Here is a 26,600-nt window from a genome sequence, read left to right as displayed (position 1 = left end):
GCGGACGTGGTCGCTGTCCGCCGTGGTTGCTCAATTATCGGCTGATGTCGTGCCGCAGCGCGTCATGCAGACGGCCGCGGTGCCCCGAGGGGACACCGCGGCCGTACCTGTACTGCTCGGGGACTACTTCTTCAGAGCGTCCATGGCGCGCTGGGTGATCTCGTGCACCTCGCCGAGGGCGGAGATGGTGACCAGCAGGCCCTGCTCCTTGTAGTAGTCGATGATCGGCTCGGTCTGCGTGTGGTAGACCTCCAGCCGGTTGCGCACCGTGGCCTCGGAGTCGTCACCGCGCTGGTAGAGCTCGCCACCGCAGTGGTCGCAGACACCCTCGGTCTTCGGGGCGGCGTACTCGACGTGGAAGACGTGCGCGGACTCGTTGCGGCAGACGCGGCGGCCGGCGATGCGCTTGACGACCTCGTCCTCCTCGACCTCCAGGTCGAGGACGGCGTCGAGCTTCATGCCCGACTCCTCGAGCATGACGTCGAGGGCCTCGGCCTGGGAGACGTTGCGCGGGAAGCCGTCGAGCAGGAAGCCGCCCGCGGCGTCGGGCTGCTCCATCCGGTCCTTGGCCATACCGATGGTGATCTCGTCCGGGACGAGGTCGCCGGCGTCCATGAACGCCTTGGCGCGCCGGCCCAGCTCGGTGCCCTGACTGATGTTGGCCCGGAACAGGTCGCCCGTGGAGATGTGCGGGATCGACAGGTTCTTGGCAAGGAACGCGGCCTGCGTTCCCTTGCCCGCACCGGGCGGTCCGACGAGGACGATTCGCATCAGCGGAGGAACCCTTCGTAGTTACGCTGCTGGAGCTGGCTCTCGATCTGCTTCACGGTTTCCAGACCCACACCCACGATGATCAGGATGCTCGTCCCGCCGAACGGGAAGTTCTGGTTCGCTCCGAAGCCGGCCAACGCCATCGTCGGCACAAGAGCGATGAGACCCAGGTACAGCGACCCCGGCCAGGTGATCCGGTTGAGCACATAGCTCAGGTACTCGGCGGTGGGTCGACCGGCGCGGATACCCGGGATGAACCCACCATACTTCTTCATGTTGTCTGCAACTTCCTCGGGGTTGAACGAGATCGCCACGTAGAAGAACGCGAAGAAGACGATCAGGAGGAAGTAGACCGCGATGTAGTACGGGTGGTCGCCCTTGACGAAGTGCTTCTGGATCCAGGTGGCCCAGCCCGCGGTGGACCCGCTGAACTGCACGACCAGCGCCGGGATGTAGAGCAGCGACGAGGCGAAGATGACGGGGATGATGCCCGCCTGGTTCACCTTGAGCGGGATGTAGGTGGAGGTCCCGCCGTAGGCACGGCGGCCGATCATGCGCTTCGCGTACTGGACCGGGATCCGGCGCTGCGCCTGCTCGACGAAGACCACCAGGCCGACCATCGCGAGGCCGACCAGCATGACGACGCCGAACTCGACCCAGCCGTCGGCGATCTTGCCCTGGAGCTTGATCTGCCACAGGGCGCCGATGAAGCCGGCGGCGATCGAGATGAACATGAGGATCGACATGCCGTTGCCGATGCCGCGGTCGGTGATGAGCTCACCGAGCCACATGACGACGCAGGTACCGGCGGTCATGGTGATCACCATCACGACCGTGGTGAAGATCGACCGGTCGGGAACGATCTGGCTGGCGACCTGGCAGCCCTGGAAGAGGGCGCCGGTACGGGCGGTGGCGACGAGGCCGGTGCCCTGGAGGATCGCGAGCGCGACCGTCAGATAGCGCGTGTACTGAGTGATCTTCGCCGTGCCGGACTGGCCCTCTTTCTTGAGGGTCTCCAGCTTCGGGATGACCACGGTCAGCAGCTGCAGAATGATGCTCGCCGTGATGTACGGCATGATGCCGAGCGCAAAGATCGTGATCTGCAGCAGGGCGCCGCCGCTGAACATGTTGACGAGGCCGAACAGACCATTGCTGCTTCCGGCCTGTTCGACGCAGATCTGTACGTTCTTGTAGCTCACGCCGGGAACGGGGACATGCGACCCGAGCCGGAACAGCACGATGATGCCGAGCGTGAAGAGCAGCTTCTTGCGCAGGTCGGGCGTCTTGAACGCCCGGGCGAACGCGGTGAGCACGGTGCCTCCTGCGACCCCCGCGCTACTGCGTCAGAGGTGACGGTCTGAGAGGGATCGACGTATACGACTAAGCAATGGTGCACGCCACCTTACCGGCGAGTGTGCCCCCCGTGGAACGACCAACCGGGGATGCCCCATATGTGAGGCATCCCCGGTCGGGTTTTGAGCTATTCAGCCACTGAAATCGTCTTAGACGAGCTCGGTGACGGTGCCGCCGGCAGCGGCAATCTTCTCCTTGGCGGAGGCGGAAACGGCGTCAACCGAAACCTGCAGCGCCACGGAGAGCTCGCCCTGGCCCAGGACCTTGACGAGGCTGTTCTTGCGAACCGCGCCCTTGGCGACCAGGTCGGCCACCGTGACTTCTCCACCCTCGGGGTAGAGAGCACCGAGCTTGTCCAGGTTGACAACCTGGAACTCGGTACGGAACGGGTTCTTGAAGCCCTTGAGCTTCGGCAGGCGCATGTGGAGGGGCATCTGCCCACCCTCGAAGCGCTGCGGGATCTGGTAACGGGCCTTCTGGCCCTTCGTACCACGACCGGCCGTCTTACCCTTCGACGCCTCACCACGACCGACACGGGTCTTCGCGGTCTTGGCACCGGGGGCGGGACGGAGGTTGTGGGCCTTCAGCGGGCTGTTCTCAGCCATGATTAGTCAACCTCCTCAACCGTCACGAGGTGGCGGACGGTGTGCACCATTCCGCGGAACTCGGGGCGGTCCTCCTTGACGACGACGTCGTTCAGGCGCTTGAGCCCGAGCGAACGCAGCGTGTCGCGGTGGTTCTGCTTGCTGCCGATGTACGACTTCGTCTGCGTGATCTTGAGGCGGGCCATCAGACACCCGCCCCGGCACGTGCACGAAGGAGAGCCGCGGGGGCGACGTCCTCGAGCGGCAGACCACGGCGAGCCGCGATCTCCTCGGGACGCTGCAGACCCTTGAGGGCCTCCACGGTCGCGTGCACGATGTTGATCGCGTTGTCGGAGCCGAGCGACTTCGACAGGATGTCGTGAACGCCGGCGCACTCCAGAACGGCGCGCACCGGGCCACCGGCGATAACACCGGTACCGGGGGAAGCAGGCTTCAGCAGGACAACGCCGGCCGCCTTCTCGCCCTGGATCGGGTGCGGGATGGTGCCCTGGATGCGGGGAACCTTGAAGAAGTTCTTCTTGGCTTCCTCGACGCCCTTGGCGATGGCCGCGGGAACTTCCTTGGCCTTGCCGTAACCGACACCTACGGTGCCGTCACCGTCACCCACCACGACGAGCGCGGTGAAGCTGAAGCGACGACCACCCTTGACAACCTTGGCGACACGGTTGATCGCGACAACGCGCTCAACGTAAGCGGTCTTCTCGGCGGCAGCGCCACCGTCGCGACCCTTCCGGTCCCGCCGCTCGCCGCCACCGGCACCGCTTCCGCGGCGCTGGGGTCCAGCCATTGGATTACCTCTCTCTGTTACGTCCGTGAGTCCCGGAACCGGGGCTTAGAACTTCAGCCCGGCTTCGCGGGCGGCGTCAGCCAGAGCGGCAATGCGCCCGGCGTATCGGTTGCCACCGCGGTCAAAGACGACGGTCTCGACACCCGCGGCCTTGGCACGCTCGGCGACGAGCGCGCCGACGGCCTGGGCCTGGGCGCTCTTGTCGCCTTCGCCACCGCGGATCGAAGCGTCCAGGGTCGACGCCGACGCCAGGGTGTGGCCCTGGAGGTCGTCGATGACCTGAGCAACGATGTTGCGGTTGGAACGCGTCACGACGAGGCGCGGACGCTCCGCCGTACCCGAGACGTTCTTGCGGATGCGGATGTGGCGGCGAGCCTTGGCAGCGCGCTTGTACGCGTCGCCCTTGGCGATCTTCACACCGTATGCCATGGCTACTTACCAGCCTTTCCGACCTTGCGGCGGATGACCTCGCCGGCGTACTTGACACCCTTGGCCTTGTACGGGTCGGGCTTCCGCAGCTTGCGGATGTTGGCGGCGACCTCGCCGACCTTCTGCTTGTCGATGCCCTCGACCGAGAACTTGGTCGGCGACTCGACCTTGAAGGAGATGCCCTCGGGCGCCTCCACCAGGATCGGGTGGCTGTAGCCGAGCTGGAACTCCAGGTCGGAGCCCTTCGCGGCCACGCGGTAACCGACACCGCTGATCTCGAGAGCCTTGACGTATCCCGTGGTCACACCGGTGATCATGTTCGCCACCAGCGTGCGGGACAGGCCGTGCAGGGCCTTGTTCTGACGCTCGTCGTTCGGACGGGTGACGTTCAGAACGCCGTCCTCGTCCTTGACAACTGCGATGGGCGCCTTAACGGTGTGCGCGAGGGAACCCTTGGGGCCCTTCACGTTGACCGTCTGGCCATCGATGGTGACGTCCACACCGGCGGGAACCTGGATGGGGAGCTTGCCGATTCGCGACATTGCTTTTCCTCCGTTCCCGACTACCAGACGTAGGCGAGGACTTCCCCACCTACGCCCTTCTTGCCTGCCTGCTGGCCGGTCAGGAGACCGTGGGACGTGGAGATGATCGCCACGCCCAGGCCGCCGAGGACCTTCGGCAGGTTGGTGGACTTCGCGTACACGCGCAGACCGGGCTTCGAGATCCGCTTGATGCCCGCGATGGAGCGCTCACGGTTCGGCCCGAACTTCAGCTCGAGGACGAGGTTCTTGCCGACCTCGGCGTCCTCGACCTTCCAGCCGGTGATGAAACCCTCCTGCTTGAGGATCTCCGCGATGTGCGACTTGATCTTGCTGTGCGGCATCACGACGGTGTCGTGGTACGCCGAGTTAGCGTTACGCAGACGCGTGAGCATGTCTGCGATGGGGTCAGTCATGGTCATGAAGTGGCCTTCGGCCTCTCTCGCCGGGGTTTCCTGTATGCGCCATCCCTCTCCCCGCTCAGTGGCGGGACGGGTGCGGCACGGGGACCTACGGCGTAGTAAGTCGATAGGGCGGCGGACGCCCAACCACACAAGCCTAAGGCATGCGCGGCCGGGCACCCACCGTCCAGATGCTTACCGAGAGTGCCTGGAAACGCCCAAGTCCTTGCGGACGAGGGTGATTACCAGGAGCTCTTGGTCACGCCCGGCAGCTCGCCACGGTGAGCCATCTCACGGAGGCACACGCGGCACAGGCCGAACTTGCGGTACACGGAGTGGGGGCGACCGCAGCGCTGGCAGCGGGTGTACGCACGCACACCGAACTTGGGCTTACGGGCAGCCTTCGCGATGAGAGCCTTCTTCGCCATCTCGCTTACGCCTCCTTGAAGGGGAAGCCGAGGTGACGAAGGAGCGCGCGGCCCTCAGCGTCGTTGGTCGCCGTGGTGACCACGGTGATGTCCATACCCCGGGTACGGTCGATCTTGTCCTGGTCGATCTCGTGGAACATGACCTGCTCCGTGAGACCGAAGGTGTAGTTGCCACGGCCGTCGAACTGCTTCGGCGACAGACCACGGAAGTCACGGATACGCGGCAGCGCGAGCGACAGCGTACGGTCCAGGAACTCCCACATACGGTCACCACGGAGGGTGACGTGGCAGCCGATCGGCTGACCCTCGCGCAGCTTGAACTGCGCGATGGACTTGCGGGCCTTCGTGACGGCCGGCTTCTGACCGGTGATCGTCGTCAGGTCGCGGATGGCACCGTCGATCAGCTTCGAGTCACGGGCGGCGTCGCCGACACCCATGTTCACGACGATCTTGACGAGGCCGGGGATCTGCATGACGTTCTCGTAGGAGAACTCCTCACGCAGCTTGCCCGCGATCTCCTCGCGGTACTTCGTCTTCAGACGCGGAGTGGTAGCCATCAGATGTCCTCACCCGTGCGCTTGGCAACGCGGATCTTGTTGCCCTCGTCGTCGAAGCGGTAACCGACGCGGGTGACGACCTTCTTGCCGTCCTTCTCCACGACCAGCTGGACGTTGGACACGTGGACCGGAGCCTCGGTGATCACGATGCCACCGGCCTGGTTCTGGCCAGCCTTGGTGTGCTTCTTGACCCGGTTGACACCCTCGACCAGGACGCGGTTCTCGGCGGGGAAGGCGACGATGACCTTGCCCTGCTTGCCCTTGTCCTTACCGGTGATGACCTGTACCAGGTCGCCCTTCTTGATCTTCATGCTTACAGCACCTCCGGCGCGAGCGAGATGATCTTCATGAACTTCTTCTCGCGCAGCTCACGGCCGACGGGGCCGAAGATACGGGTGCCGCGAGGGTCGCCGTCGTTCTTCAGAATGACGGCGGCGTTCTCGTCGAAGCGGATGTACGAGCCGTCCTGGCGGCGGCGCTCCTTGACGGTGCGAACGATGACCGCCTTGACGACGTCACCCTTCTTCACGTTGCCACCGGGGATCGCGTCCTTGACGGTGGCGACGATGACGTCACCGATGCCCGCGTAGCGGCGACCGGAGCCACCGAGAACACGGATGCAAAGGATCTCCTTGGCACCAGTGTTGTCGGCGACACGCAGTCGCGACTCCTGCTGGATCACGTCTATCTCCTGTTTGTCTGCCGGTTCCCGGCCGGGGCTTCACTGCTGTGAGCGGAGCCCCGACCGAGCCTGGCGGAACGAACCCGAGGGAAACCCCTCAGGCCTTGACTATTGGAATTCGCTTGCGCGAATTTCCTTACTTGGCCTTCTCGAGGATCTCGACGATGCGCCAGCGCTTGCTCGCCGACAGCGGACGCGTCTCCATGATGAGGACGCGGTCGCCGACGCCGGCAGCGTTCTGCTCGTCGTGAGCCTTGAGCTTGTTCGTACGGCGGATGACCTTGCCGTACAGCGCGTGCTTGACGCGGTCCTCGACGGCGACGACGACGGTCTTGTCCATCTTGTCGCTGACGACCAGACCCTCACGGGTCTTACGGAAGCCGCGCTCGGTCTTCTCAGTCACGTTGTTCTCGCTCATCAGGCGTTCTCCACCGTCTCGATACCGAGCTCACGCTCGTGCATCAGGGTGTAGATGCGAGCGATGTCCTTACGGACGGACTTGAGCCGGCCGTTGTTCTCCAGCTGGCCGGTGGCCGCCTGGAAACGGAGCTTGAACAGCTCCTCCTTGGCCTCGCGCAGCTTGGCAACGAGCTCCTCGTTGCCGAGCTCGCGGAGCTCGGACGCCTTGGTTCCCGTCGCCATCACGACTCACCTGCCTCGCGCTTGACGATCCGGCACTTCATCGGCAGCTTGTGGGCCGCACGAGTGAGGGCCTCACGCGCAATCTTTTCGTTCGGGTAGGACAGCTCGAACATGACCCGGCCCGGGTGCACGTTCGCGATCCACCACTCCGGGGAACCCTTACCGGAACCCATGCGGGTCTCGGCAGGCTTCTTCGTCAGCGGACGGTCCGGGTAGATGTTGATCCAGACCTTGCCGCCACGCTTGATGTGGCGGGTCATCGCGATACGAGCCGCCTCGATCTGGCGGTTCGTCACGTAGGCGGGGGTGAGCGCCTGGATGCCGTACTCGCCGAACGAGACCTCAGTACCGCCCTTGGCCATACCGCGGCGCTTCGGGTGGTGCTGCTTGCGGTGCTTGACCCTACGAGGGATCAGCATGTCGGTCAGGCCTCCGTTCCGGTGCTCTCGGCCGGAGCGGCGGCGGGAGCGTCGGCCTTGGGGGCCTCGGCACCAGCAGCCTGCTGCGGCTTGCGGCCACCACGGCCGCCGCGCTCGCCACCACGGCCACCACGGCCGGCGGGACGGTCGCCAGCGCCGGCACCACGGGCCGGGCGGTTACCCGCACGGGCCGCAGCGTTCTCGGCGCGAACCTCGGCGATGTTCTTGACGTCGCCCTTGTAGATCCAGACCTTCACGCCGATCCGGCCGAAGGTGGTCTTGGCCTCGAAGAAGCCGTAGTCCACGTTCGCGCGCAGCGTGTGCAGCGGCACACGACCCTCGCGGTAGAACTCGGAGCGGGACATCTCGGCGCCGCCGAGACGGCCGCCGCACTGGATCTTGATGCCCTTGGCGCCGGCCTTCATCGTGCCCTGCATGCTCTTGCGCATGGCACGACGGAAGGAGACGCGGGAGGAGAGCTGCTCGGCAACGGCCTGGGCAACCAGCTGAGCGTCGAGCTCGGGGTTCTTGACCTCGAGGATGTTCAGCTGGACCTGCTTGCCCGTGAGCTTCTCGAGGTCACCGCGGATGCGGTCGGCCTCGGCGCCACGGCGGCCGATGACGATGCCCGGACGAGCGGTGTGGATGTCCACACGCACGCGGTCACGGGTGCGCTCGATCTCAACCTTCGAGATGCCGGCGCGCTCCATGCCGGACGTCATCATCCGACGGATGGCGACGTCTTCCTTGACGTAGTCCTTGTACAGCTTGTCGGCGTACCAACGGGACTTGAAGTCCGTGGTGATGCCGAGTCGGAACCCGTGCGGGTTTACCTTCTGGCCCATTACCGGGAACCTTCCTTGCTGCTGACGACCACGGTGATGTGGCTGGTCCGCTTGCGGATCCGGTAGGCACGGCCCTGGGCACGCGGACGGAACCGCTTCAGGGTCGGGCCCTCGTCCACGTACGCCTCGCTGATGACCAGCGTGGAGGCGTCCGGGTGGTTGTAGTTGTGCGCGGCGTTGGCGATGGCGCTGTCCAGCACCTTGCCGACCGGCACGCTCGCGGCCTGCGGGGCGAAACGCAGGACCGCCTGAGCCTCCGTGGCATCCATGCCACGGATAAGGTCCACCACGCGGCGGGCCTTCATGGGCGTGACGCGGATGTACCGCGCCTGGGCCCTGGCTTCCATGGTTGTCCCTTCGGTGTAAGTCATAGTCGTAACCACCCCGCCTTTAGCGGCGCTTCGACTTCCGGTCGTCCTTGACGTGGCCGCGGAAGGTGCGAGTCGGCGAGAACTCGCCGAGCTTGTGGCCGACCATCGACTCGGTGACGAACACCGGGACGTGGGTCTTGCCGTTGTGCACCGCGATGGTGTGACCCAGCATGCTGGGGATGATCATCGAGCGACGGGACCAGGTCTTGATGACGTTCTTGGTGCCGGCTTCGTTCTGGGCGTCCACCTTCTTTACGAGGTGGTCGTCGACGAAGGGCCCCTTCTTGAGACTGCGCGGCATCTAAACCCGCTCCTAGCGCTTCTTGTTCGTCTTGCGGCGGCGGACGATGTACTTGTTCGAAGCCTTCTTCGGCGAACGAGTACGACCCTCCTTCTGACCCCACGGGGAGACCGGGTGGCGACCACCACTGGTCTTGCCCTCACCACCACCGTGCGGGTGGTCAACCGGGTTCATCGCGACACCGCGGACGGACGGGCGAACGCCCTTCCAGCGCATACGGCCGGCCTTGCCCCAGTTGATGTTCGACTGCTCGGCGTTGCCGACCTCGCCGACCGTGGCGCGGCAGCGCGCGTCGACGAGACGGATCTCACCGGACGGCATACGAAGGTGGGCCATCACGCCCTCCTTCGCCAGCAGCTGCACGGAGGCACCAGCGGAACGCGCGAACTTGGCGCCGCCACCGGGGCGGAGCTCGATCGCGTGGATCGTGGTACCGACCGGGATGTTGCGGAGCGCGAGGTTGTTGCCCGGCTTGATGTCGGCCGTGGGGCCGTTCTCGATCCGGTCACCCTGCTGCAGACCGCGCGGCGCGATGATGTAGCGCTTCTCGCCGTCGGCGTAGTGCAGCAGCGCGATGCGCGCGGTGCGGTTGGGGTCGTACTCGATGTGCGCGACCTTGGCCGGCACGCCGTCCTTGTCGTGACGACGGAAGTCGATCACGCGGTAGGCGCGCTTGTGGCCACCACCCTGGTGGCGAACGGTCACACGACCGGTGTTGTTACGGCCGCCCTTGCTGTGCAGGGGGCGGACCAGCGACTTCTCCGGCGTGGACCGCGTGATCTCGACAAAGTCGGCGACGCTGGAGCCACGACGGCCCGGGGTCGTCGGCTTGTACTTGCGGATACCCATTTCTCAGTCCTCGTCCGATTCCGGACGACTAGACCTCCGTTAGGAGGCCTGGCCGCCGAAGATGTCGATACGGTTGCCCTCGGCAAGGGTCACGATGGCGCGCTTGGTGTTGGCGCGCTTGCCGAAACCGGTCTTGGTGCGCTTGCGCTTACCCTGACGGTTGATCGTGTTGACCCCGGTGACCTTGACCGAGAAGACCGCCTCGACGGCCTGCTTGATCTGGGTCTTGTTGGCGCCGGGCGCGACGATGAACGTGTACTTGTTCTCGTCCAGCAGCGCGTAGCTCTTCTCCGAGACGACCGGCTTGATCAGCAGGTCGCGCGGGTCGGTGAAGGTCTTGCTGGTAACGGTCGCCTCAGACATCAGGCGTCGCTCCCTTCGGTCTCATCGGCCTTGGGGCCAGACACGAAGGACTCGAGCGCGGCCTGGGTGAAGACCACGTCGTCAGAGACGATCACGTCGTACGTGTTCAGCTGGCCCGGCTCCAGGATGTGAACCTGGGGCAGGTTGCGGGCGGACAGCCACGCCAGCTCGTCAGAGCGCTCGGCGACCAGGAGCAGGTTCTTGCGCTCCGAGATCTTGCCGAACAGCGTCTTGGCGGCCTTGGTGGAGGCGGCACCCTCGACCACGCCGGTGACGACGTGGATGCGGGAGTGACGCGCGCGGTCCGAGAGGGCACCGCGGAGGGCGGCGGCCTTCATCTTCTTCGGGGTCCGCTGCGAGTAGTCACGCGGCTGCGGGCCGTGGACGACGCCACCGCCGGCGAACTGCGGAGCGCGGGTCGAACCCTGACGGGCGCGGCCGGTGCCCTTCTGGCGGTAAGGCTTCTTGCCACCACCACGGACTTCGCCGCGGGTCTTGGTCTTGTGCGTGCCCTGACGGGCAGCGGCCAGCTGCGCGACGACGACCTGGTGGATCAGCGGAACGCTGGTCTTCGCGTCGAAGATCTCCGCGGGGAGCTCGACGGTACCGGCCTTGTCGCCTGCCGGCGAAAGGATGTCAATGGTGCTCATTAACCTCAAGCCCCCTTGGCCGCGGTACGGACCAGGACGAGGCCGCCGTTCGGACCGGGGACTGCGCCCTTGATGAGGAGCAGACCCTTCTCCGCGTCTACCGCGTGGATGGTCAGGTTCTGGGTGGTGACGCGCTCGTTACCCATGCGACCGGCCATGCGCATGCCCTTGAAGACACGCCCAGGGGTGGCGCAGCCACCGATCGAACCGGGGGAGCGGTGCTTGCGCTGCACACCGTGACCGGCGCCGAGGCCCCGGAAGTTGTGCCGCTTCATGACACCGGCGAAGCCCTTGCCCTTGCTGTTGCCCGTGACGTCAACCTTGACGCCGGACTCGAACACCTCAGCAGTGATCTCCTGGCCGAGCGTGTACTCGCTGGCGTCGGAGGTGCGGAGCTCCACCAGGTGGCGGCGGGGGGTCACGTCGGCCTTGGCGAAGTGGCCCTTGAGGGGCTTGTTCACCTTGCGCGGGTCGATCTCGCCGAAGGCGATCTGGACCGACTCGTAGCCGTCGATGTCGTTCGTACGGACCTGGGTAACGACGCAGGGTCCGGCCTTGACCACGGTCACCGGGACGACACGGTTGTTCTCGTCCCAGACCTGGGTCATGCCGAGCTTCTCGCCCAGGACGCCCTTGATCTGCTTTGCCATCTTCTCGACGCCTCTCAGAGCTTGATCTCGATGTCGACGCCGGCCGGAAGGTCCAGGCGCATCAGCGAGTCAACGGTCTTGGGCGTCGGGTCGAGGATGTCGATCAGGCGCTTGTGCGTGCGCATCTCGAAGTGCTCGCGCGAGTCCTTGTACTTGTGCGGCGACTTGATGACGCAGTACACGTTCTTCTCAGTGGGCAGCGGCACCGGGCCCGCGACCGACGCACCAGTGCGGGTCACCGTCTCGACGATCTTCTTCGCCGAGGAGTCGATGACCTCGTGGTCGTAGGCCTTGAGCCGGATGCGGATCTTCTGTCCCGCCATGGCTACTCCGTAGTCCTGTCTCTGTGTGGAAACGCTCTGGCTCCCGGTCGGCTGCGGGACGGGGTCCCACGGCCTCTCCTCCGACCCACGCGGTCGGGCGTGTCGCACTCCCTCCACAGAAAATTCCCATACGGAAATTCCCTCGTCCAAGGGGGTGCGGTCCCATGACCGCGATTCGGGGGAGAAACACCCACCGGGTGCCTGGTGGGCACCGTGCTGACACTTCCCAGAAGATTCCCGTACGTCCGTCCCCATTGCTGCCCCGAGGGGCAGATTAAGGACGACGAGTACTGTGGGACTCGCTTCCGGTCCTCCCGGCGGGAGGCGCGCAGCATCGGCACTCAGCCGAGCAACTTGAGTAGTCTGCCATACGAGAGACGTACCTGGCCAATCGGGCCCAAGAGAATACCCCGCCACGCTGAGTGGTCAAACCGCGCCGCGCCTTGCGAGGCGGGGTCTCCCCCGGTCAGGAGCGGGTCACCGTCCCGCACGCCTTCTCGTCCTTGATCTCCCTGCTGCGGTCGTACGGATCCACCGCCGGCCCGGTGGGCTGACCTCCCGCGGCCAGGTCCGCCGTGAACTGCGGGTGGAGGAATCCGTCGGCCGCCTCGCACTCCACGTTCGACCACTCCGAGTGGTACGCCCGCAGCTGGAGACGGCCCCGGGTGGTCTCCCAGCGGGCCGGGTCGAGCAGGGCGAAGGTGGTCTGCCGCCGCACGATGATGCGCTGCACGTCCGGGCCCCCGGTCGCCGGCGTCACGGGGTGGACGAAGGTGTAGTCCGCCACCACGAGCAGCTCGCCGGGCTCCCCCTGCTCCGCGCGCATGCTGCCGCGCACCTTGACGACGTCCCCGACCGGCTTGACCCGGTTGGGGTCGAAGCGGGTGAAGAGCAGGACGGGCGTGTCCTGCGCGGTGGGCGCCTTCAGGTACTGCTCCACGTCCTTCAGCAGGTCGGGCTGGCGGGGGTCGAGGAGGGCGATCGCGGAGGCGGGCCGTTCCCCCCGCAGGGTCGCCGGGTCCAGGTTGGACGCGACCAGGAACTGCCGGGCCTTCTGGAGCGCGTCCGCGACCGTCTCGGCGGACATCCCGGCCACGGGCGTCGCCGCGGGGAGCTCGATGCCGGCGGCGCCGTCCGCCCACTGCAGGGCCGGGGAGCCGCGGAAGGGCTCCTGCAGGGTCGGCCGGTCGGGCGGCAGCGACGGGGGCGCGGCGGTCGGGCGTACGGACTCCGCGGGCAGCGGGGCCGCCTTCGCGGCGTCCTCGCGGGCCTCGGTCCTGCCGGTGATCCGGTCGATCACCAGCTCGGGCCGTACGGCGATCAGCGCGAGCGCCGCGATGGCCACGACGGCCGCGGCGGCCTTCAGCCGGGTCGGCCGGCGGCGTTCGCGCGGCGCGGGGCCGGTGCGCCAGCCGGGCGGCTCCTGGCCCTGTGCGGCGCGCAGTCGCGCGGTGACCATCCGCGCCCGTGCGGACGGCTCCCTCGGCGCGTCCCCCGCCCCCTGCGCGGCCTGCTCGGTGAAGCGGGCCCACTCCTCGTCGGAGACGCCGGGTGTGCCGTTGTCGTTGTTCCCCATGTCTGTCCTCCCCTTGGTCCCTGGGTCCGCCCGGACATGCGCGAGGGGCTCCGCACCGGGTGGTGCGGAGCCCCTCAGCCACGCAGAGACGTTTCTTCCGTCAGCGGAAGTATCCGGTGATGTCCGCGATGAGATCCACGGAGCCCGAGTTGTTGTAGAAGCTGACCTTGCCGTCCACCACGGGCACGACCACCAGGTTGGGGATCGTGAGACCGGGGGTGAAGTTCAGGTTCGACGCGCTGGAGCGGGTCGTGCCGCTGGGGAAGACCGACACGAAGCTGGCCTCGGTCGGGTTCGTCGCGGTCACGTTCAGCACCACGGCCTTGATCCCGGTGTCCGGGACGCCGCCGACGCCCGCCACGGGCAGGGTGACGACGCCGCCGCCGGTGACCGGGCCCTTGCGGACGCCGGTGCCGGTACGGGTGTCCATCAGGCGCTTCGGGCCGAAGTTGGCGTGCGTGGCGCCCGTGTCGCTGTCCGAGAAGTAGCCGGTGATGTCCGCGATCAGGTCGACGGTGCCCTGGTTGTTGAAGAAGCTGACCTTGCCGTCCACGACGGGCACGACCACCAGGTTGGGGATGGTCTGGCCCGGGGTGAAGTTCAGGTTCGACGCGCTGGAACGGGTCGTGCCGCTCGGGTACACCGACACGAAGCTCGGCTGCGTCGGGTTCGTCGCCGTCACGTTCAGGACGACGGCCTTGACGCCGGTGGCCGGGATCCCGTCGACGCCCGCCACGGGCAGGGTGACCACGCCGCCGGTGCCGACCGGGGCGGCCGGGACTCCGGTGCCGTTGCGGGTGTCCATCAGGCGCTTCGGGCCGAAGTTGGTCTGCGTGGCGCCGTCAGCGGTCGAGGTGAAGTAGCCGGTGATGTCCGCGATCAGGTCGACGGTGCCCTGGTTGTTGTAGAAGCTGACACTCCCGTTGACGACCGGCACGACCACCAGGTTGGGGATCGTCCTGCCCGGGGTGAAGTTCAGGTTCGACGCGCTGGAACGGGTCGTGCCGCTCGGGTACACCGACACGAAGCTCGGCTGCGTCGGGTTCGTCGCCGTCACGTTCAGCACCACCGCGGTGGGCGTGCCGCCGGTCGCGGCGGCCACCGGCAGGGTGACCACTTCGCCGCTGCCGACCGGGCCCCTGCGGACGCCGAGACCCTCACGGGTGTCCATCAGGCGCTTCGGGGAGACCGGGACGAACTTGGCGCCCTTGACCTCGGCCTCGACGGTGACCGGCAGGCTCGTGGAGACCTTGCCGTTCGCGGCGGTCGCCCGGACCCGGACCTCGTGCTTGCCGTCGGTCACGACGGCGGTCGCCTTGCGGGCGGCGCCGTCGGTGACCGCGGTGGCCTCGCCGTCCACGAGCAGCTCGAACTTGGCCAGTCGGCCGGTGGCCGTGCTGGTGGTCCAGTCGACCGTGAGGGCGGCGCCGCTCGGGAGGGTGGCGCCCGGCGTGGCCGTCGCCCCGTTCACGGAGGCGATCTTCAGCTGGGCGGCGGGGCCCGTCTGGCGGAGCGCTTCGAGCTGCGGGTAGAGCGAGTTGCCCGGGCACTGGGTGTTGAAGCCGTCGCGGTGACCCGAGAGCGACTTGAACTCGTACTGCTGGCCGGCGGTGAAGCTCTTGCCGGAGAAGTTCGTCTGGGTGGCGCCCGCGGTCAGCGTGGCGGTGCCGTTCATGTCGCCGTCGTACTGGCCGAGCTTGTACGCCGTGACCTTGGATATGCCGTCGAGCGCGGCGGCCGAGGCGCCGGCGCTCGTGTAGTCGCCGAGGACGGAGACGCTCGTCGACTCGGCGTTCCAGCCGTAGGTGTGGGCGCCCTGGACGGGCTGGTCCACACCGCCCTGGCGGCCCTCGAAGACCGTTCCGCACTTGTCGACGAGGAAGTTGTAGCCGAGGTCGCGCCAGCCGTTGCCCTTGACGTGGTAGACGTGCAGGCTGCGGACGATCGCCGCGGACTCGGAGCACTCGTACGGCGTGGTGGACGCGGTGTGGTGGACGAAGACCGCCTTGATCTTCCCGCCGGGCAGGTAGACCGGGCCCTCGTTGTTCAGGGACTCGTCGGCGCCCCACTGCACGCGCGAGACCACGTCCGGCCGCGGGGCGGTCGATTCCGGTCCCGGCGTCGTCGGCGCGGGGTCCACGGCGGGGAGGGCGAAGGCGGCCGGGGCCAGGCCCAGGTCGCTCTTCTTCTTCGCCTTCGCGGCGCCGGCACCCGGGTCCACCAGGTTCAGTTCCATGCCGGCGGGCAGCGTGCCGCCGCCGGTCACCCGTACCTCGGCGCCGTCGGACGGGCCGACCCAGACGGGTTCGGTGGCACCGCGCAGGCCCGGGCGCTTGCCGTCGAGGCCGGACTCGGCCTGCTCCAGCACGACCCACTTCGACCACTTGCCGCTGTCGGCGTCGCGGGTGCGGGCCTCGATCCTGCCCTTCACCTCGGCCTCGGGGTCGGTCCAGGAGACGCCGAGGAGCCCGAACGGCTCGGTTTCCTGCTGGGAGAGGACGGCCTCTCCCCTGCCCTTGGGCTTGAGGGCGAGCTTGTGCAGCTCTCCCGCGACCGGGCCCTTCTCACGGGCACGGGCGCTGTAGGGCGACACCTCGCCCTCGTCGGAATCGCCCGTGCCGCTTGCGACACCCTGGATGCCCAGGACCGCGACGACGCCGAGCGCGGCGGCCAGAGCCGTCCCGCGCGCACGACCTATCTTCAAGTTGTCCCCAACCCCTGTAAGGATCCTGCCAGGTGACAGCACTGGCCGACCGGATCCTACTGGCCGCCGTGACGGCCGATCAGAGCGGGACGGGGGCTACGCACGTGATGCGCGTCGCAGTCGGGTCGTACGCGAGTGCTATTCCACCGACTTGTCCTTGAATGGCGCCTTCCGGCCGCAGATCGCGGGCCAGTCCTTCGCCACGATGTTCGCGCACCAGATCTCGCCGTCGTCCTTGAACTGCTTCCACAGCTTGACGTCGAGGTCCTCGCAGTCCTTGTTCGGCGCGAAGCGCGGGCACTTGCCGTTCGGCAGCTTGATGTTGTGCGCGCGCCAGGCGTCGAGGCCCATCAGGTCGGTGTCCTCGTGCGTCGGCATGTACCGGTTGACCGACCAGGAGGCGCCCATGGTGGCGAACAGCGCGACCGCGCACACCATGCCCGCCGAGAGCTGACGGACCGTCCGCCGCGGGATGACCCGCGCCGAGGGCGCGGCGGAGGCCGGCCGCAGGGTCCGCTCCGTCCATCCCGAGCCCCGCTGGACCGCCGCCATCACACCGAGGACGGCCAGGATCATCAGCGAGTACATGATGATCCAGGTGGTCCGCGGGAAGAGCTGGACCGCCTTGTCGTGCGCCATGTGCGAGGCGAACCAGAAGCGGGCCAGCCAGGCACCCGCGAGGACCGCCGCGGCGGTACGGACCATGACGTGCCGCAGGCCGAGGCCGACACCGAGGCCCACGCCCAGGATCAGCAGCAGCGCGAACCCGGTCTGGCCGGCCATCTCTCCCGGAACCGGCCACTGGTTGTACTTGATGAAGCCCGTCCGGTCGGAGATCCAGCCCAGGACGTACCCGGGGTCCGCGTACACACCGAGGTAGGCGTACCGGTCCGGGGTCTGCGAGCCCAGCCGTGCCATCTGGTAGAGCAGCGGGGCGCCGATGACGCCGGCCGTGACCAGCACGGCCCCGACGTACAGCGCCGCCCGCTTCACCGCGGGGGCGCCGGCCCGCCACGGGAAGAGGAAGAAGAAGAGCACGGCGGCGCCGGGCGCGGCCCAGACGAACCAGCCCGAGTACCAGAGGAAGAGCCCGCCGAAGACCGCGCCGAGGCCCGCGCCCCGCAGCACCAGGGACTTCGGGGTGCGGCCGGCCGACCGGCGCAGCTCGCGGAAGAGGTACCCGAGGAGCGGCAGCAGCACGATCATCACGACGTGGCTGTACGGGCGGACCGGGTCGAGGAAGAGCACGGCCGCCGGGACCGCGATCAGCAGCGCCCAGAAGGGACGGAGCAGCAGGCGCCACGACAGGTACGCCATCGGGCCGACCAGGGCGCTGCAGACGATCTGGAGGTCGTGCAGGGCGAAGCCCGAGCTGCCGAGTCCGTCGTAGCGGACCTTGGCCCACAGCGCGATCAGCGCCGGGAACGCGGGCGGGTAGATGCCGGACATGCCCTCGCCCGACAGGAACGAGTTGGCCATCTCCACCAGGACGCTCGGGTCGCCCTCCTGGCCGCCGAGCGGGTGCGGGGTGCCGCGCAGCGCGACGACGATCCCGCCGGCCACCACGCCGGTGGCCAGCCCGGCCAGGGCCCCGCAGACCAGCCGCTTGACGAGCGCGTGCCGCCGGGCCGAGCCCCGGTAGGCCGTGTAGAGCAGCAGTCCGAGCAGCGGGAGTCCGAGTACGGCCACGTGCAGCTGGAGCCTGGCGAGCCCACTGACCTGGCCGAGACGGTTCATCGGGTTGACGCCGATGTGCCGGCTCAGCAGCGTGAACCCGAGGGCTGCCACCACGCTGACGACCACCTCGGCCAGGATCTGCACCCACCGACGGGACAGCCACCCCCCGCTCCGCGACGGGGAGGGGCGGCTCTCGCTCTGCGCCGGTTCGCCAGGACGCTGGGCCGGGGCGCCGGCGTCGCCGACCGCCTCGGGGGCCAGGTGTGTCATCTCGGTCCGTTTCGTGGTGGGCGGAGTCTGATCAGTTCTGGCCGGAGGTGAAGGCGTGCTTCGCCAGGGTGCGGGCGCCCGCCTTGTTGCCGCTGCGCAGGGCCCCGGGGAGCATCGTCAGCGCGTGCAGCCGGGAGGCGCTGTGGAAGCGCGCCGCGCGCGCCGCCTTCGGCCAGCCGCGGGCGTCCATACGGGCGGCCACCGCGGAGAAGTAGCGCTCGGCCTCGGCGAAGCGGGTGCCGGAGAAGGCCTGGACCGACGACTCGCTAACGGCGTGCCGGCGGTACTGGAAGACGGTCGTCGAGTTGTCGATGACCATCTGCTCCCCGCCTTCGAGCAGATCGACCACGAGCGCGAGGTCCTGGATGACGGAGTAGTCGTCCCGGAAGTTCACCTTGCGCAGCACCTCGCCGCGCCAGGCGATCGACGGGAAGTAGAGCCAGTTGCCGCGCAGCACGCTGGCGGCCAGCTCCTCCCCGCCCATCAGGCGGCGGCCCTTGACCTGCGGGGCGTACAGCCGCTTCTTGGTGGTGTCGGCGAGGCCGCCCTGGCTGACCTGGCCGGTGCCGTCGATGACCTCGACGCCCGGCTGGACCATGCCGATGCCCGGGTGGGCCTCGACGATCGCGCGGACGGTCTCCAGGTAGTGCGGGTGCAGCACGTCGTCGCAGCCCATGATGACCACGTGGTCGGCCTCGGACAGCTGCACGCACTTCTGGAAGTTCTTGGTGATGCCGAGGTTCTGCTCGTTGCGCGTGTAGTGCACGCGGTCGTCGCCGAGCGCGGCGAACCAGCCCGGTACGTCGGGCTCCTTGCCGTCGTCGATGACGACGAGGCGGAAGTCCCGGTCCGTCTGGGCGAGGACGCTGCGGACGGCGTCCTGCATCAGCTGCACGTCCCCGTAGTAGGGGAGCATGAAGTCGAAGGTCACCATGGAGCTTCAGGCCTTCACGGAGTCGGAGTCGGCGTCCGCCGTGACGGCCGCCTCGGCGCCGGGCTCGGCGCTCAGACGCTCGTCGTTGTGCCGCATGCCCTCGTTGATGGCCACGGTCCGGGCGAGGTCGGTGATCTTCTTCTCCAGCGAGCGGAACCGCAGGAAGGTGTTGAGCGTGAGGAAGCCCATCGCGAGGACCATCACGTAGAGCACCAGGTCGGTGCCGCGGCCGACGCCGAGCTGGTGCGCGAGCCAGGTGACGTCCGTCGGGCGGAGCACCGCGTACACGTTGACGACGACGAACAGCGAGAACGCGATGCGCTTCCAGGCCCGGTTCTTCGCCTGGCTCCACGTGCGGATGAACACCAGGGCCATCGACACGGAGCCGACGATCAGGACGAGCTGGATCCAGAAGTACTTCATCGACGCCCACGCTCCCGCAGCGAAATGTCAAAGATGATGTTCACGCCGTTGATGAGGGACTGGCCCTTGGAGCGCGAGTATTCGGTGTAGAGGATGTCCACCGGGACCTCGGTGACCCGCAGGTCGGAGCCCGCCAGGAAACCGACGAGCTCGGACGCGTGCGCCATGCCGTTCATCGTGATGTTCAGCTGCTCGGCGGCCTTGCGGCTCAGCACCCGCAGACCGTTGTGCGCGTCGGTGAGCTTGAGCTTGCGGGCGGTCGGGCTGACGGCGGCGGCCGTGCGCAGCACGACCTGCTTGATCCACGGCACCTGGCCGTTCTGCTCGATGAAGCGGGAACCGAGCACGACGTCGGCCTCGTCGCGCCGCAGCACGCCGACCATCGTCTCGACGTCCTTGGTCTGGTGCTGGCCGTCGGCGTCGAAGGTCGCGAAGTAGCGGGCGCCGGGCTGGGCGAGCGCGTACTTCAGACCGGTCTGGAGGGCCGCGCCCTGGCCGAGGTTGACCGGGTGGCGGACCAGGTGGGCGCCCGTGGTGGCTATGTGCTCGGCCGAGTCGTCGGTGCTGCCGTCGTCGACGACGACGATGTTGGGGAACGTCTTGCGGGCCCCCTCGACCACGTCGGCGATCACCTGGCCCTCGTTATAGGCCGGTATGACCAGCCAGACATCGTCGTATTGGGACACGGTAGCTCCAGCGGAAAGTGGCACGTACGAGTGCTCGGTGATCGGTGTGACGTCGTGGGCCGGCATGGTCATCTCCCGACCGCGCCCACGCCCGGGGCGCCGGTCTCGGCCGTCTGCCGGGGGGCTTCACCGGCTGCGGCCGCGGCTCCGGAGAAGCTCAGCCTGAGAGCTGTCAGCATAGCGAGCACGGTGGCCGTCGAGCCCAGGGCATAGGCGACGATCACGCGCATCGACACCTCGCCGGGGATCAGGGTGATGCCCGCCAGGACCGCCGTGCCGACGGCCCAGGAGAGCAACTGCAGGTTGTGCCGCTTGAATACCATGAGTGCCTGTCCCAGAACCATCGCGAACATGTACGCGGCAGTGCCTGCGGACAGCAGGAAGAAGTCGAAGCGTCCCAGCACCGGGTCCTGGATGCCGAACAGCACCTCGATGAGCCAGGGGCCGAGGATCGTGGCGGGCACTCCGCCGAGCAGACCGAGCGCCGCGACGACCAGGGCGATCCGGCGCAGCATCGCCCAGAAAGCCACGCGGTCGCCGGCGGTGAAGGCGGCGGTCAGGCCGCTGAGCAGCGAGGCCTGGAGCGAGCCGAAGACGAAGAGCGGCACGCGCGCGAGGACGGTCGCGCTCATCAGCGCCGCGATCAGCGCGCTGTCGGACGGCGCCAGCAGCTTGGTGCTCATGACGGCCGCGTTCACGACGAGTTGGGACAGCAGGGTCGCGCAGACGAGCAGGCCGAGGCCGGCCGTCAGCTCGCGCCATGCGATCTGCTCGCCCGGGCCGACGGCGCGCAGCAGCGCGGGCAGCGTCACCAGCGTGGCGACGACGGGCGCGACGGCCAGGATGAGGCTGAAGGCCAGTGCCGAGTGCAGCCCGAGGAGGGCGCAGCCGAGGGCGAGCACGATCCGCAGGCCGCCGTCGACGGCGAGCTGGGTGCCGTACGCGCCGAAGCGGCCGAGCCCGGCCAGCACACCGCGGGTGAGGTAGCAGACGGCCATGCCGGCGAAGGCCCCGCCGAGCGCCGCCACCAGGGCGCGGTCCCCGTGGAACAGCAGGTCGGCGAGGGGGCCGGCGCCGAGGCCGAGGACGAGCAGGGTCGCGCCGAGGATGCCCGCGGTGAGCAGGCCGGCCCGGCGCAGCACCGGGGCCGCGCCCTGGCCGAGGACCACGCGGGCGGAGACGATCCGGGTGAGCTCCTGCTCCAGGGGGAAGAAGACGCCGATGCCGAGGGACATCACGATCGTCCACAGCACCGAGACGTCGGCGTAGCCCGCGTCGGACAGGCTGTGTCCGGCCACGCCGAGGTGGGCGTAGGACGCGGCGCCGAGCACGACGGTGCCGCCGGCCACCGCGACGGTGCCCGGCGGCAGCGCCGCGCTCAACTTGTTCAGCAGGGTTCTCATCCCGCGCGGCCGTCCCGGGCCGCCTTCGCGAGGGCGGCGAAGCCGGGGGTGGCGAGCGCCTGGGTCAGCTGTTCGCGCCAGTCGGGGAGCGGCTCCAGGCCGGCCTCCTCCTTCCAGGCGTCGTGCGCGAGCACGCTGAAGGCGGGGCGGGCGGCGGGGCGGACGAACGCCTCGGAGGTGGTCGGCCGGATCCGCTCGGGGTCCAGACCGCTCAGCCGGTAGGTCTCGCGGGCGAGCCCCATCCAGGTGGTCCGGCCGCTCGCGGTGCCGTGGTAGATCCCGCCCATGGCCCAGCCCTTGAGGGCGGCCAGGCCGAGCTCGACCAGGTGGCGGGCCAGCGCGTAGGACCACGTGGGCTGGCCGTGCTGGTCGTCGACCACGTCGAGGGTGTCGCGCTGGGCGGCCAGTTTCAGCATGGTGGCGACGAAGTTCGGGCCGTGCTCGCCGTACAGCCAGGCCGTCCGTACGACGTATCCGTCCTGCGGCAGCAGTTCGGTGACGGCCTGCTCGCCGACCAGCTTGGAACGCCCGTAGGCGTTGACCGGGCCGGTCTCGGCGTCCTCGCGGTACGGCTCCGAGGCGTCGCCGGGCAGCACGTAGTCGGTGGAGACGTGGATCAGGCGCACGTGGGCGTCGGCGCAGGCCTCGGCGAGGACGCGCACGGCGGTGCCGTTGACGGCGGTCGCGGCCTCCTCGGCGGTCTCGGCGCCGTCGACGTCGGTCCAGGCGGCGCAGTTGACGACCACGGTGACGCCCTCGACCGCGGCCCGGACCGCGGCCGGGTCGGTGATGTCGAGGTCGGCGCGGCCGAGGCCCACGGCCTCGATCCCGGCCCGCTTCAGGACGGTCAGGACGTCCTGGCCGAGCATCCCGCCGGCGCCGGTGACGAGCCAGCGGCCGGCCGGTGAGTTGGTGCTCACTTCTGCAGGGCCGCCTTCGCCTTCAGCGGCTCCCACCAGGCGCGGTTCTCGCGGTACCAGTCGATGGTGGCCTTGATGCCGTCCTCGAAGGTGACCTGCGGGGCGTAGCCCAGCTCGGCGCCGATCTTGCTGATGTCGATGGAGTAGCGCAGGTCGTGGCCCTTGCGGTCCTCGACGTGCTCGACCATGTCCCAGCCCAGGCCCGCGGCCTCCAGCAGGACACCGGTGAGCTCCTTGTTGGTGAGCTCGGTGCCGCCGCCGATGTTGTAGACCTCGCCGGCCCGGCCCTTGCGCATGGCCAGGTCGATGCCGCGGCAGTGGTCGGAGACGTGCAGCCAGTCGCGGACGTTGCCGCCGTTGCCGTACAGCGGGACCTTCTTGCCGTCCATCAGGTTCGAGACGAACAGCGGGATGACCTTCTCCGGGAACTGGTAGTGCCCGTAGTTGTTGGAGCAGCGGGTCACCACCACGTCCATGCCGTGCGTGCGCGCGTAGGCCAGCGCCAGCAGGTCGGAGGAGGCCTTGGAGGCGGAGTACGGGGAGTTGGGCACCAGCGGCCACTCCTCGGTCCAGGAACCCTCGGTGATGGAGCCGTAGACCTCGTCGGTGGAGATGTGAACGAAGCGGCCGACGCCGTGCTTGCGGGCGGCGTCCAGCAGCACCTGGGTGCCGACGACGTTCGTCATGACGAAGGGGCCCGCACCGGCGATCGACCGGTCCACGTGGGACTCGGCGGCGAAGTGCACGACCACGTCGTGGCCGGCCATCACCTGGTCGACGGCCTCGGCGTCGCAGATGTCGCCCTTGACGAAGCGGTATCCGGAGTGGTCCGCGACCGGGGCGAGGTTGGCCTCGACGCCCGAGTAGGTCAGCTTGTCGAAGACGGTGATCTGCGCCGTGGCGTCTGCACCGAGCTGCTGGCGGACGAATTCTGAACCGATGAAGCCGGCGCCGCCGGTCACGAGGATGCGCATAATACGAAGAGTCTAGCCGCCTGCCGAACGTCACACGCCGGACGGTCGGAGCGCCCCGGCCCTCTCGCATAGGGTTCACCCATGCGTGGAATCCTTTTGGCCGGTGGCACCGGATCGCGACTCTGGCCGCTGACTCGGGCCGTCTCGAAGCAGCTGCTGCCCGTCTTCGACAAGCCGATGATCTACTACCCGCTCTCCACCCTGGTGATGGCGGGTATCAGCGAAATCCTGATCATCACCACCCCTGAAGACCGCGACCAGTTCGAGCGGCTGCTCGGCGACGGTTCGCAGTTCGGCCTGCGGCTGGAGTACGCCGTCCAGGAGCGCCCGGAGGGCATCGCCCAGGCGTTCGTGCTCGGCGCCGACTTCATCGGCGACGAGTCCGTCGCGCTGATCCTCGGCGACAACATCTTCCACGGCAGCGGCCTCGGCACCCGCCTCGCCCAGCACACGGACGCCAAGGGCGGCCGCGTGTTCGCGTACCCGGTGGCGGACCCGACCGCCTACGGCGTCGTGGAGTTCGACGAGAAGGGCCAGGCCATCTCCATCGAGGAGAAGCCGGCCAAGCCCAAGTCCCGCTACGCGGTGCCGGGTCTGTACTTCTACGACAACCAGGTCGTGGAGATAGCCAAGGGCCTCAAGCCCAGCGCCCGCGGCGAGCTGGAGATCACCGCCGTCAACGACGCGTACCTCCAGGCCGGCGAACTGAACGTCACCATCCTGGACCGCGGTACCGCCTGGCTCGACACCGGCACCTTCGTCTCGATGGTCCAGGCCTCCGAGTTCGTCCGCGTGATCGAGGAGCGTCAGGGCTTCAAGATCGGCTGCATCGAGGAGGCGGCCTGGCGGGCCGGCCTCATCGACTCCGCCCAGCTGCGCGCGCTCGCCGAACCGCTGACCAAGAGCGGCTACGGCACCTACCTCCTGGCCCTGCTCGACGAGGCGGAGGGCAAGTGAAGTTCCGCGAACTCTCCATCGCGGGCGCCTTCGAGGTGACCCCGCAGCTGCACGGCGACCCGCGCGGCCTGTTCACCGAGTGGTACCGCTTCGACCGCCTCGCGGAGGTCGTCGGCCACCCGCTGAACCTGGCCCAGGCGAACCTCTCCGTCTCCGCCGCCGGCGTGGTCCGCGGCATCCACTTCGCCGATGTCCCTCGCGGCCAGGCCAAGTACGTGACCTGCGTGCGCGGCGCCGTACTCGACGTCATCGTCGACCTCCGGGCGGGCTCCCCCACCTTCGGCCGGTGGGAGGGCGTCCGCCTCGACGACGTCGACCGCCGCGCCGTCTACATCCCCGAGGGCCTCGGCCACGGCTTCTGCGCCCTGACCGACGACGCGACCCTGTCGTACCTGTGCTCGGAGACGTACAACCCGACGGGCGAGCACTCGGTGCACCCCCTCGACCCGGACCTGGGCATCGAGTGGCCGGCCGAGGTCCCGCAGCTGTCGGCGCGCGACGAGGCCGCCCCGTCGCTGGCCGAGGCCATCTCGACCGGGCTGCTGCCCGACCACGCCGCCTGCATCGAGTTCACCGAGTCCCTGCGCGTGAACTGACGCACCGCCGCTCCGTACGAGAAGGGCCGCACCCCACGCGGGGTGCGGCCCTTCTCGCGTACCAGCACCCGTCCGTCGCGTACCCGTACCCGCGTACGTCCGTCGCACCCGCCCGGCAACGCCGAAGGGCCCCGCCCCACCGCCGAGGCGGTGGGCCGGGGCCCTCCAGTGCAACTTGGTGCCCGGTCAACGGGCTACCAGGTCAGAACACGAATTACTTCGTGATCTTGGTGACCTGGCCGGCGCCCACGGTACGACCACCCTCACGGATGGCGAACTTCAGGCCCTCCTCCATGGCGACCGGCTGGATCAGCGCGACCGACATCTCGGTGTTGTCGCCCGGCATGACCATCTCCGTGCCGGCCGGCAGGGTGACGACACCCGTGACGTCCGTGGTACGGAAGTAGAACTGCGGACGGTAGTTGTTGAAGAACGGGGTGTGACGACCACCCTCGTCCTTCGACAGGATGTAGGCCTGGGCCTCGAACTCGGTGTGCGGGGTGACCGAACCCGGCTTGATGATGACCTGGCCGCGCTCGACGTCCTCGCGCTTGATGCCACGGAGGAGCAGACCGACGTTCTCACCGGCCTGGCCCTCGTCGAGCAGCTTGCGGAACATCTCGATACCGGTGACCGTGGTGGTGGTCTTCTCTTCCTTGATACCGATGATGTCGACGGTCTCGTTGACCTTCAGGACACCACGCTCGATACGGCCGGTGACGACCGTACCGCGACCGGTGATCGTGAAGACGTCCTCGACGGGCATGAGGAACGGCTTCTCGGTGTCACGCGGCGGGGTCGGGATGGCCTCGTCGACGGCGGACATGAGGCCGAGGAGCTTCTCGCCCCACTCCTTGTCGCCCTCGAGCGCCTTCAGCGCGGAGACGCGGACGACCGGCAGGTCGTCGCCCGGGAACTCGTACTCGGAGAGGAGCTCACGGACCTCGAGCTCGACGAGCTCCAGGATCTCCTCGTCGTCCACCATGTCGGCCTTGTTCAGGGCGACGACGATGTACGGAACGCCGACCTGGCGGGCCAGGAGCACGTGCTCCTTGGTCTGCGGCATCGGGCCGTCGGTGGCGGCGACCACGAGGATCGCGCCGTCCATCTGCGCGGCACCGGTGATCATGTTCTTGATGTAGTCCGCGTGACCCGGGCAGTCGACGTGGGCGTAGTGACGCGCCTCGGTCTGGTACTCGACGTGCGCGATGGAGATGGTGATACCGCGCTGGCGCTCCTCAGGAGCCTTGTCGATCTGGTCGAAGGCCGAGGCCTCGTTCAGGTCCGGGTACGCGTCGTGCAGCACCTTGGTAATGGCGGCCGTGAGGGTCGTCTTACCGTGGTCAATGTGACCGATGGTGCCGATGTTGACGTGCGGCTTAGTCCGCTCGAACTTCGCCTTCGCCACGGGGGTCCTCCTGGAGAGTGGTTCTGTACGCCTTACAGATCGGCGCCAGGTGATCTTTGCTGGAAAGCCGGTCGGTCCCCGGGGCAACGGGAGTGGCTCCTGTTGCC

Annotated in this window: 35 protein-coding genes; 2 read left to right on the top strand and 33 right to left on the bottom strand. The window is 68.2% G+C overall.

Annotation, left to right across the window (positions count from 1 at the left end):
• Positions 1-123: 123 nt before the first annotated feature.
• From NRK68_RS20285 to rfbB, 32 genes are all read right to left on the bottom strand, one after another.
• Entirely contained in the window at positions 124-771 is a 648-nt protein-coding gene (locus tag NRK68_RS20285; RefSeq protein ID WP_183066942.1) for an adenylate kinase, read from the bottom strand.
• Entirely contained in the window at positions 771-2,084 is a 1,314-nt protein-coding gene (gene secY, locus NRK68_RS20280; protein ID WP_136229681.1) for a preprotein translocase subunit SecY, read from the bottom strand. Before secY ends, NRK68_RS20285 begins: the two co-directional genes overlap by 1 nt.
• 189 nt (positions 2,085-2,273) lie before the next feature.
• The gene (gene rplO, locus NRK68_RS20275) at positions 2,274-2,729 is read right to left on the bottom strand and encodes a 50S ribosomal protein L15 (protein WP_008739693.1); all 456 of its coding nucleotides are present in this window, start codon (positions 2,727-2,729) and stop codon (positions 2,274-2,276) included.
• 2 nt (positions 2,730-2,731) lie between these two features.
• Positions 2,732-2,914, bottom strand: a complete 183-nt coding sequence (rpmD, locus tag NRK68_RS20270) for a 50S ribosomal protein L30 (protein WP_005313525.1) — start codon at positions 2,912-2,914, stop codon at positions 2,732-2,734.
• Positions 2,914-3,516, bottom strand: a complete 603-nt coding sequence (gene rpsE / locus NRK68_RS20265; RefSeq protein WP_007265914.1) for a 30S ribosomal protein S5 — start codon at positions 3,514-3,516, stop codon at positions 2,914-2,916. The genes rpmD and rpsE overlap by 1 nt, the downstream gene beginning before the upstream one ends.
• Before the next feature lie 45 nt (positions 3,517-3,561).
• A complete protein-coding gene (rplR, locus tag NRK68_RS20260) occupies positions 3,562-3,945 on the bottom strand; it encodes a 50S ribosomal protein L18 (RefSeq protein WP_030026334.1) in 384 nt (127 codons plus the stop codon).
• Between the two features lie 2 nt (positions 3,946-3,947).
• Complete coding sequence (gene rplF, locus NRK68_RS20255) at positions 3,948-4,487, bottom strand: 50S ribosomal protein L6 (RefSeq protein ID WP_030773832.1); 540 nt, start codon at positions 4,485-4,487, stop codon at positions 3,948-3,950.
• A 20-nt stretch (positions 4,488-4,507) separates the two neighbouring features.
• On the bottom strand, positions 4,508-4,906 hold the full coding sequence (gene rpsH, locus NRK68_RS20250; protein WP_007265911.1) for a 30S ribosomal protein S8: 399 nt from the start codon (positions 4,904-4,906) through the stop codon (positions 4,508-4,510).
• 221 nt (positions 4,907-5,127) lie between these two features.
• Positions 5,128-5,313: a type Z 30S ribosomal protein S14 gene (locus tag NRK68_RS20245; protein ID WP_003956452.1), complete on the bottom strand. Its 186-nt coding sequence runs from the start codon at positions 5,311-5,313 to the stop codon at positions 5,128-5,130.
• A 5-nt stretch (positions 5,314-5,318) separates the two neighbouring features.
• Positions 5,319-5,870, bottom strand: a complete 552-nt coding sequence (rplE, locus tag NRK68_RS20240) for a 50S ribosomal protein L5 (protein WP_030026331.1) — start codon at positions 5,868-5,870, stop codon at positions 5,319-5,321.
• Positions 5,870-6,181, bottom strand: a complete 312-nt coding sequence (gene rplX, locus NRK68_RS20235; RefSeq protein WP_030026329.1) for a 50S ribosomal protein L24 — start codon at positions 6,179-6,181, stop codon at positions 5,870-5,872. The genes rplE and rplX overlap by 1 nt, the downstream gene beginning before the upstream one ends.
• A gap of 2 nt (positions 6,182-6,183) precedes the next feature.
• Entirely contained in the window at positions 6,184-6,552 is a 369-nt protein-coding gene (gene rplN / locus NRK68_RS20230) for a 50S ribosomal protein L14 (protein ID WP_003956455.1), read from the bottom strand.
• A gap of 136 nt (positions 6,553-6,688) precedes the next feature.
• Positions 6,689-6,970: a 30S ribosomal protein S17 gene (gene rpsQ / locus NRK68_RS20225; RefSeq protein WP_030008467.1), complete on the bottom strand. Its 282-nt coding sequence runs from the start codon at positions 6,968-6,970 to the stop codon at positions 6,689-6,691.
• Positions 6,970-7,194: a 50S ribosomal protein L29 gene (gene rpmC, locus NRK68_RS20220; RefSeq protein ID WP_007265907.1), complete on the bottom strand. Its 225-nt coding sequence runs from the start codon at positions 7,192-7,194 to the stop codon at positions 6,970-6,972. Before rpmC ends, rpsQ begins: the two co-directional genes overlap by 1 nt.
• On the bottom strand, positions 7,194-7,613 hold the full coding sequence (gene rplP / locus NRK68_RS20215) for a 50S ribosomal protein L16 (RefSeq protein ID WP_030653642.1): 420 nt from the start codon (positions 7,611-7,613) through the stop codon (positions 7,194-7,196). Before rplP ends, rpmC begins: the two co-directional genes overlap by 1 nt.
• 5 nt (positions 7,614-7,618) lie before the next feature.
• Complete coding sequence (gene rpsC, locus NRK68_RS20210) at positions 7,619-8,458, bottom strand: 30S ribosomal protein S3 (protein WP_007265905.1); 840 nt, start codon at positions 8,456-8,458, stop codon at positions 7,619-7,621.
• Positions 8,458-8,805: a 50S ribosomal protein L22 gene (gene rplV, locus NRK68_RS20205; RefSeq protein WP_007265904.1), complete on the bottom strand. Its 348-nt coding sequence runs from the start codon at positions 8,803-8,805 to the stop codon at positions 8,458-8,460. The genes rpsC and rplV overlap by 1 nt, the downstream gene beginning before the upstream one ends.
• A gap of 43 nt (positions 8,806-8,848) precedes the next feature.
• Entirely contained in the window at positions 8,849-9,130 is a 282-nt protein-coding gene (gene rpsS / locus NRK68_RS20200) for a 30S ribosomal protein S19 (RefSeq protein WP_007265903.1), read from the bottom strand.
• 12 nt (positions 9,131-9,142) lie between these two features.
• Positions 9,143-9,979, bottom strand: a complete 837-nt coding sequence (rplB, locus tag NRK68_RS20195; RefSeq protein ID WP_030026325.1) for a 50S ribosomal protein L2 — start codon at positions 9,977-9,979, stop codon at positions 9,143-9,145.
• 39 nt (positions 9,980-10,018) lie between these two features.
• A complete protein-coding gene (rplW, locus tag NRK68_RS20190) occupies positions 10,019-10,342 on the bottom strand; it encodes a 50S ribosomal protein L23 (protein WP_007265901.1) in 324 nt (107 codons plus the stop codon).
• On the bottom strand, positions 10,342-10,992 hold the full coding sequence (gene rplD, locus NRK68_RS20185; protein ID WP_183066943.1) for a 50S ribosomal protein L4: 651 nt from the start codon (positions 10,990-10,992) through the stop codon (positions 10,342-10,344). Before rplD ends, rplW begins: the two co-directional genes overlap by 1 nt.
• Positions 10,993-10,997: 5 nt before the next feature.
• Positions 10,998-11,642 carry a 50S ribosomal protein L3 gene (gene rplC, locus NRK68_RS20180; RefSeq protein WP_007265899.1) on the bottom strand — a complete coding sequence of 215 codons (645 nt, stop codon included), beginning with the start codon at positions 11,640-11,642 and terminating at the stop codon, positions 10,998-11,000.
• 14 nt (positions 11,643-11,656) lie between these two features.
• A complete protein-coding gene (gene rpsJ / locus NRK68_RS20175; protein ID WP_003948644.1) occupies positions 11,657-11,965 on the bottom strand; it encodes a 30S ribosomal protein S10 in 309 nt (102 codons plus the stop codon).
• Between the two features lie 466 nt (positions 11,966-12,431).
• Positions 12,432-13,541 (bottom strand): hypothetical protein, encoded by a 1,110-nt coding sequence (locus NRK68_RS20170; RefSeq protein WP_183066944.1) that lies wholly within the window; start codon positions 13,539-13,541, stop codon positions 12,432-12,434.
• A 100-nt stretch (positions 13,542-13,641) separates the two neighbouring features.
• Complete coding sequence (locus tag NRK68_RS20165; protein WP_257856364.1) at positions 13,642-16,245, bottom strand: peptidoglycan recognition protein family protein; 2,604 nt, start codon at positions 16,243-16,245, stop codon at positions 13,642-13,644.
• 138 nt (positions 16,246-16,383) lie between these two features.
• On the bottom strand, positions 16,384-18,192 hold the full coding sequence (locus NRK68_RS20160; protein WP_183066946.1) for a chromate transporter: 1,809 nt from the start codon (positions 18,190-18,192) through the stop codon (positions 16,384-16,386).
• A 31-nt stretch (positions 18,193-18,223) separates the two neighbouring features.
• Positions 18,224-19,126 carry a glycosyltransferase family 2 protein gene (locus NRK68_RS20155; protein WP_257856363.1) on the bottom strand — a complete coding sequence of 301 codons (903 nt, stop codon included), beginning with the start codon at positions 19,124-19,126 and terminating at the stop codon, positions 18,224-18,226.
• A 6-nt stretch (positions 19,127-19,132) separates the two neighbouring features.
• Positions 19,133-19,549, bottom strand: coding sequence for a DUF2304 domain-containing protein (locus NRK68_RS20150; protein WP_183066948.1), 417 nt, complete (start codon positions 19,547-19,549; stop codon positions 19,133-19,135).
• Positions 19,546-20,235 (bottom strand): glycosyltransferase family 2 protein, encoded by a 690-nt coding sequence (locus tag NRK68_RS20145; RefSeq protein WP_052757985.1) that lies wholly within the window; start codon positions 20,233-20,235, stop codon positions 19,546-19,548. Before NRK68_RS20145 ends, NRK68_RS20150 begins: the two co-directional genes overlap by 4 nt.
• 68 nt (positions 20,236-20,303) lie before the next feature.
• Positions 20,304-21,638 (bottom strand): lipopolysaccharide biosynthesis protein, encoded by a 1,335-nt coding sequence (locus NRK68_RS20140; RefSeq protein ID WP_183066950.1) that lies wholly within the window; start codon positions 21,636-21,638, stop codon positions 20,304-20,306.
• Positions 21,635-22,507, bottom strand: coding sequence for a dTDP-4-dehydrorhamnose reductase (gene rfbD / locus NRK68_RS20135; protein ID WP_183067109.1), 873 nt, complete (start codon positions 22,505-22,507; stop codon positions 21,635-21,637). The genes NRK68_RS20140 and rfbD overlap by 4 nt, the downstream gene beginning before the upstream one ends.
• A gap of 47 nt (positions 22,508-22,554) precedes the next feature.
• Positions 22,555-23,532 (bottom strand): dTDP-glucose 4,6-dehydratase, encoded by a 978-nt coding sequence (rfbB, locus tag NRK68_RS20130; protein WP_030900351.1) that lies wholly within the window; start codon positions 23,530-23,532, stop codon positions 22,555-22,557.
• 81 nt (positions 23,533-23,613) lie between these two features.
• On the opposite strand from rfbB, the gene rfbA reads away from it, so the two are divergent.
• Positions 23,614-24,489: a glucose-1-phosphate thymidylyltransferase RfbA gene (gene rfbA / locus NRK68_RS20125; protein WP_030959008.1), complete on the top strand. Its 876-nt coding sequence runs from the start codon at positions 23,614-23,616 to the stop codon at positions 24,487-24,489.
• Positions 24,486-25,085, top strand: a complete 600-nt coding sequence (gene rfbC / locus NRK68_RS20120; protein WP_257856362.1) for a dTDP-4-dehydrorhamnose 3,5-epimerase — start codon at positions 24,486-24,488, stop codon at positions 25,083-25,085. Before rfbA ends, rfbC begins: the two co-directional genes overlap by 4 nt.
• 214 nt (positions 25,086-25,299) lie before the next feature.
• Here the strand turns inward: rfbC and tuf are convergent, their stop codons facing one another.
• Positions 25,300-26,493, bottom strand: coding sequence for an elongation factor Tu (gene tuf / locus NRK68_RS20115; protein ID WP_030653602.1), 1,194 nt, complete (start codon positions 26,491-26,493; stop codon positions 25,300-25,302).
• Between the last annotated feature and the right edge of the window lie 107 nt (positions 26,494-26,600).

Source organism: Streptomyces yangpuensis, assembly GCF_024666385.1.
Classification (GTDB): domain Bacteria; phylum Actinomycetota; class Actinomycetes; order Streptomycetales; family Streptomycetaceae; genus Streptomyces; species Streptomyces yangpuensis.
This window is presented reverse-complemented; position numbering and strand designations above follow the sequence as displayed.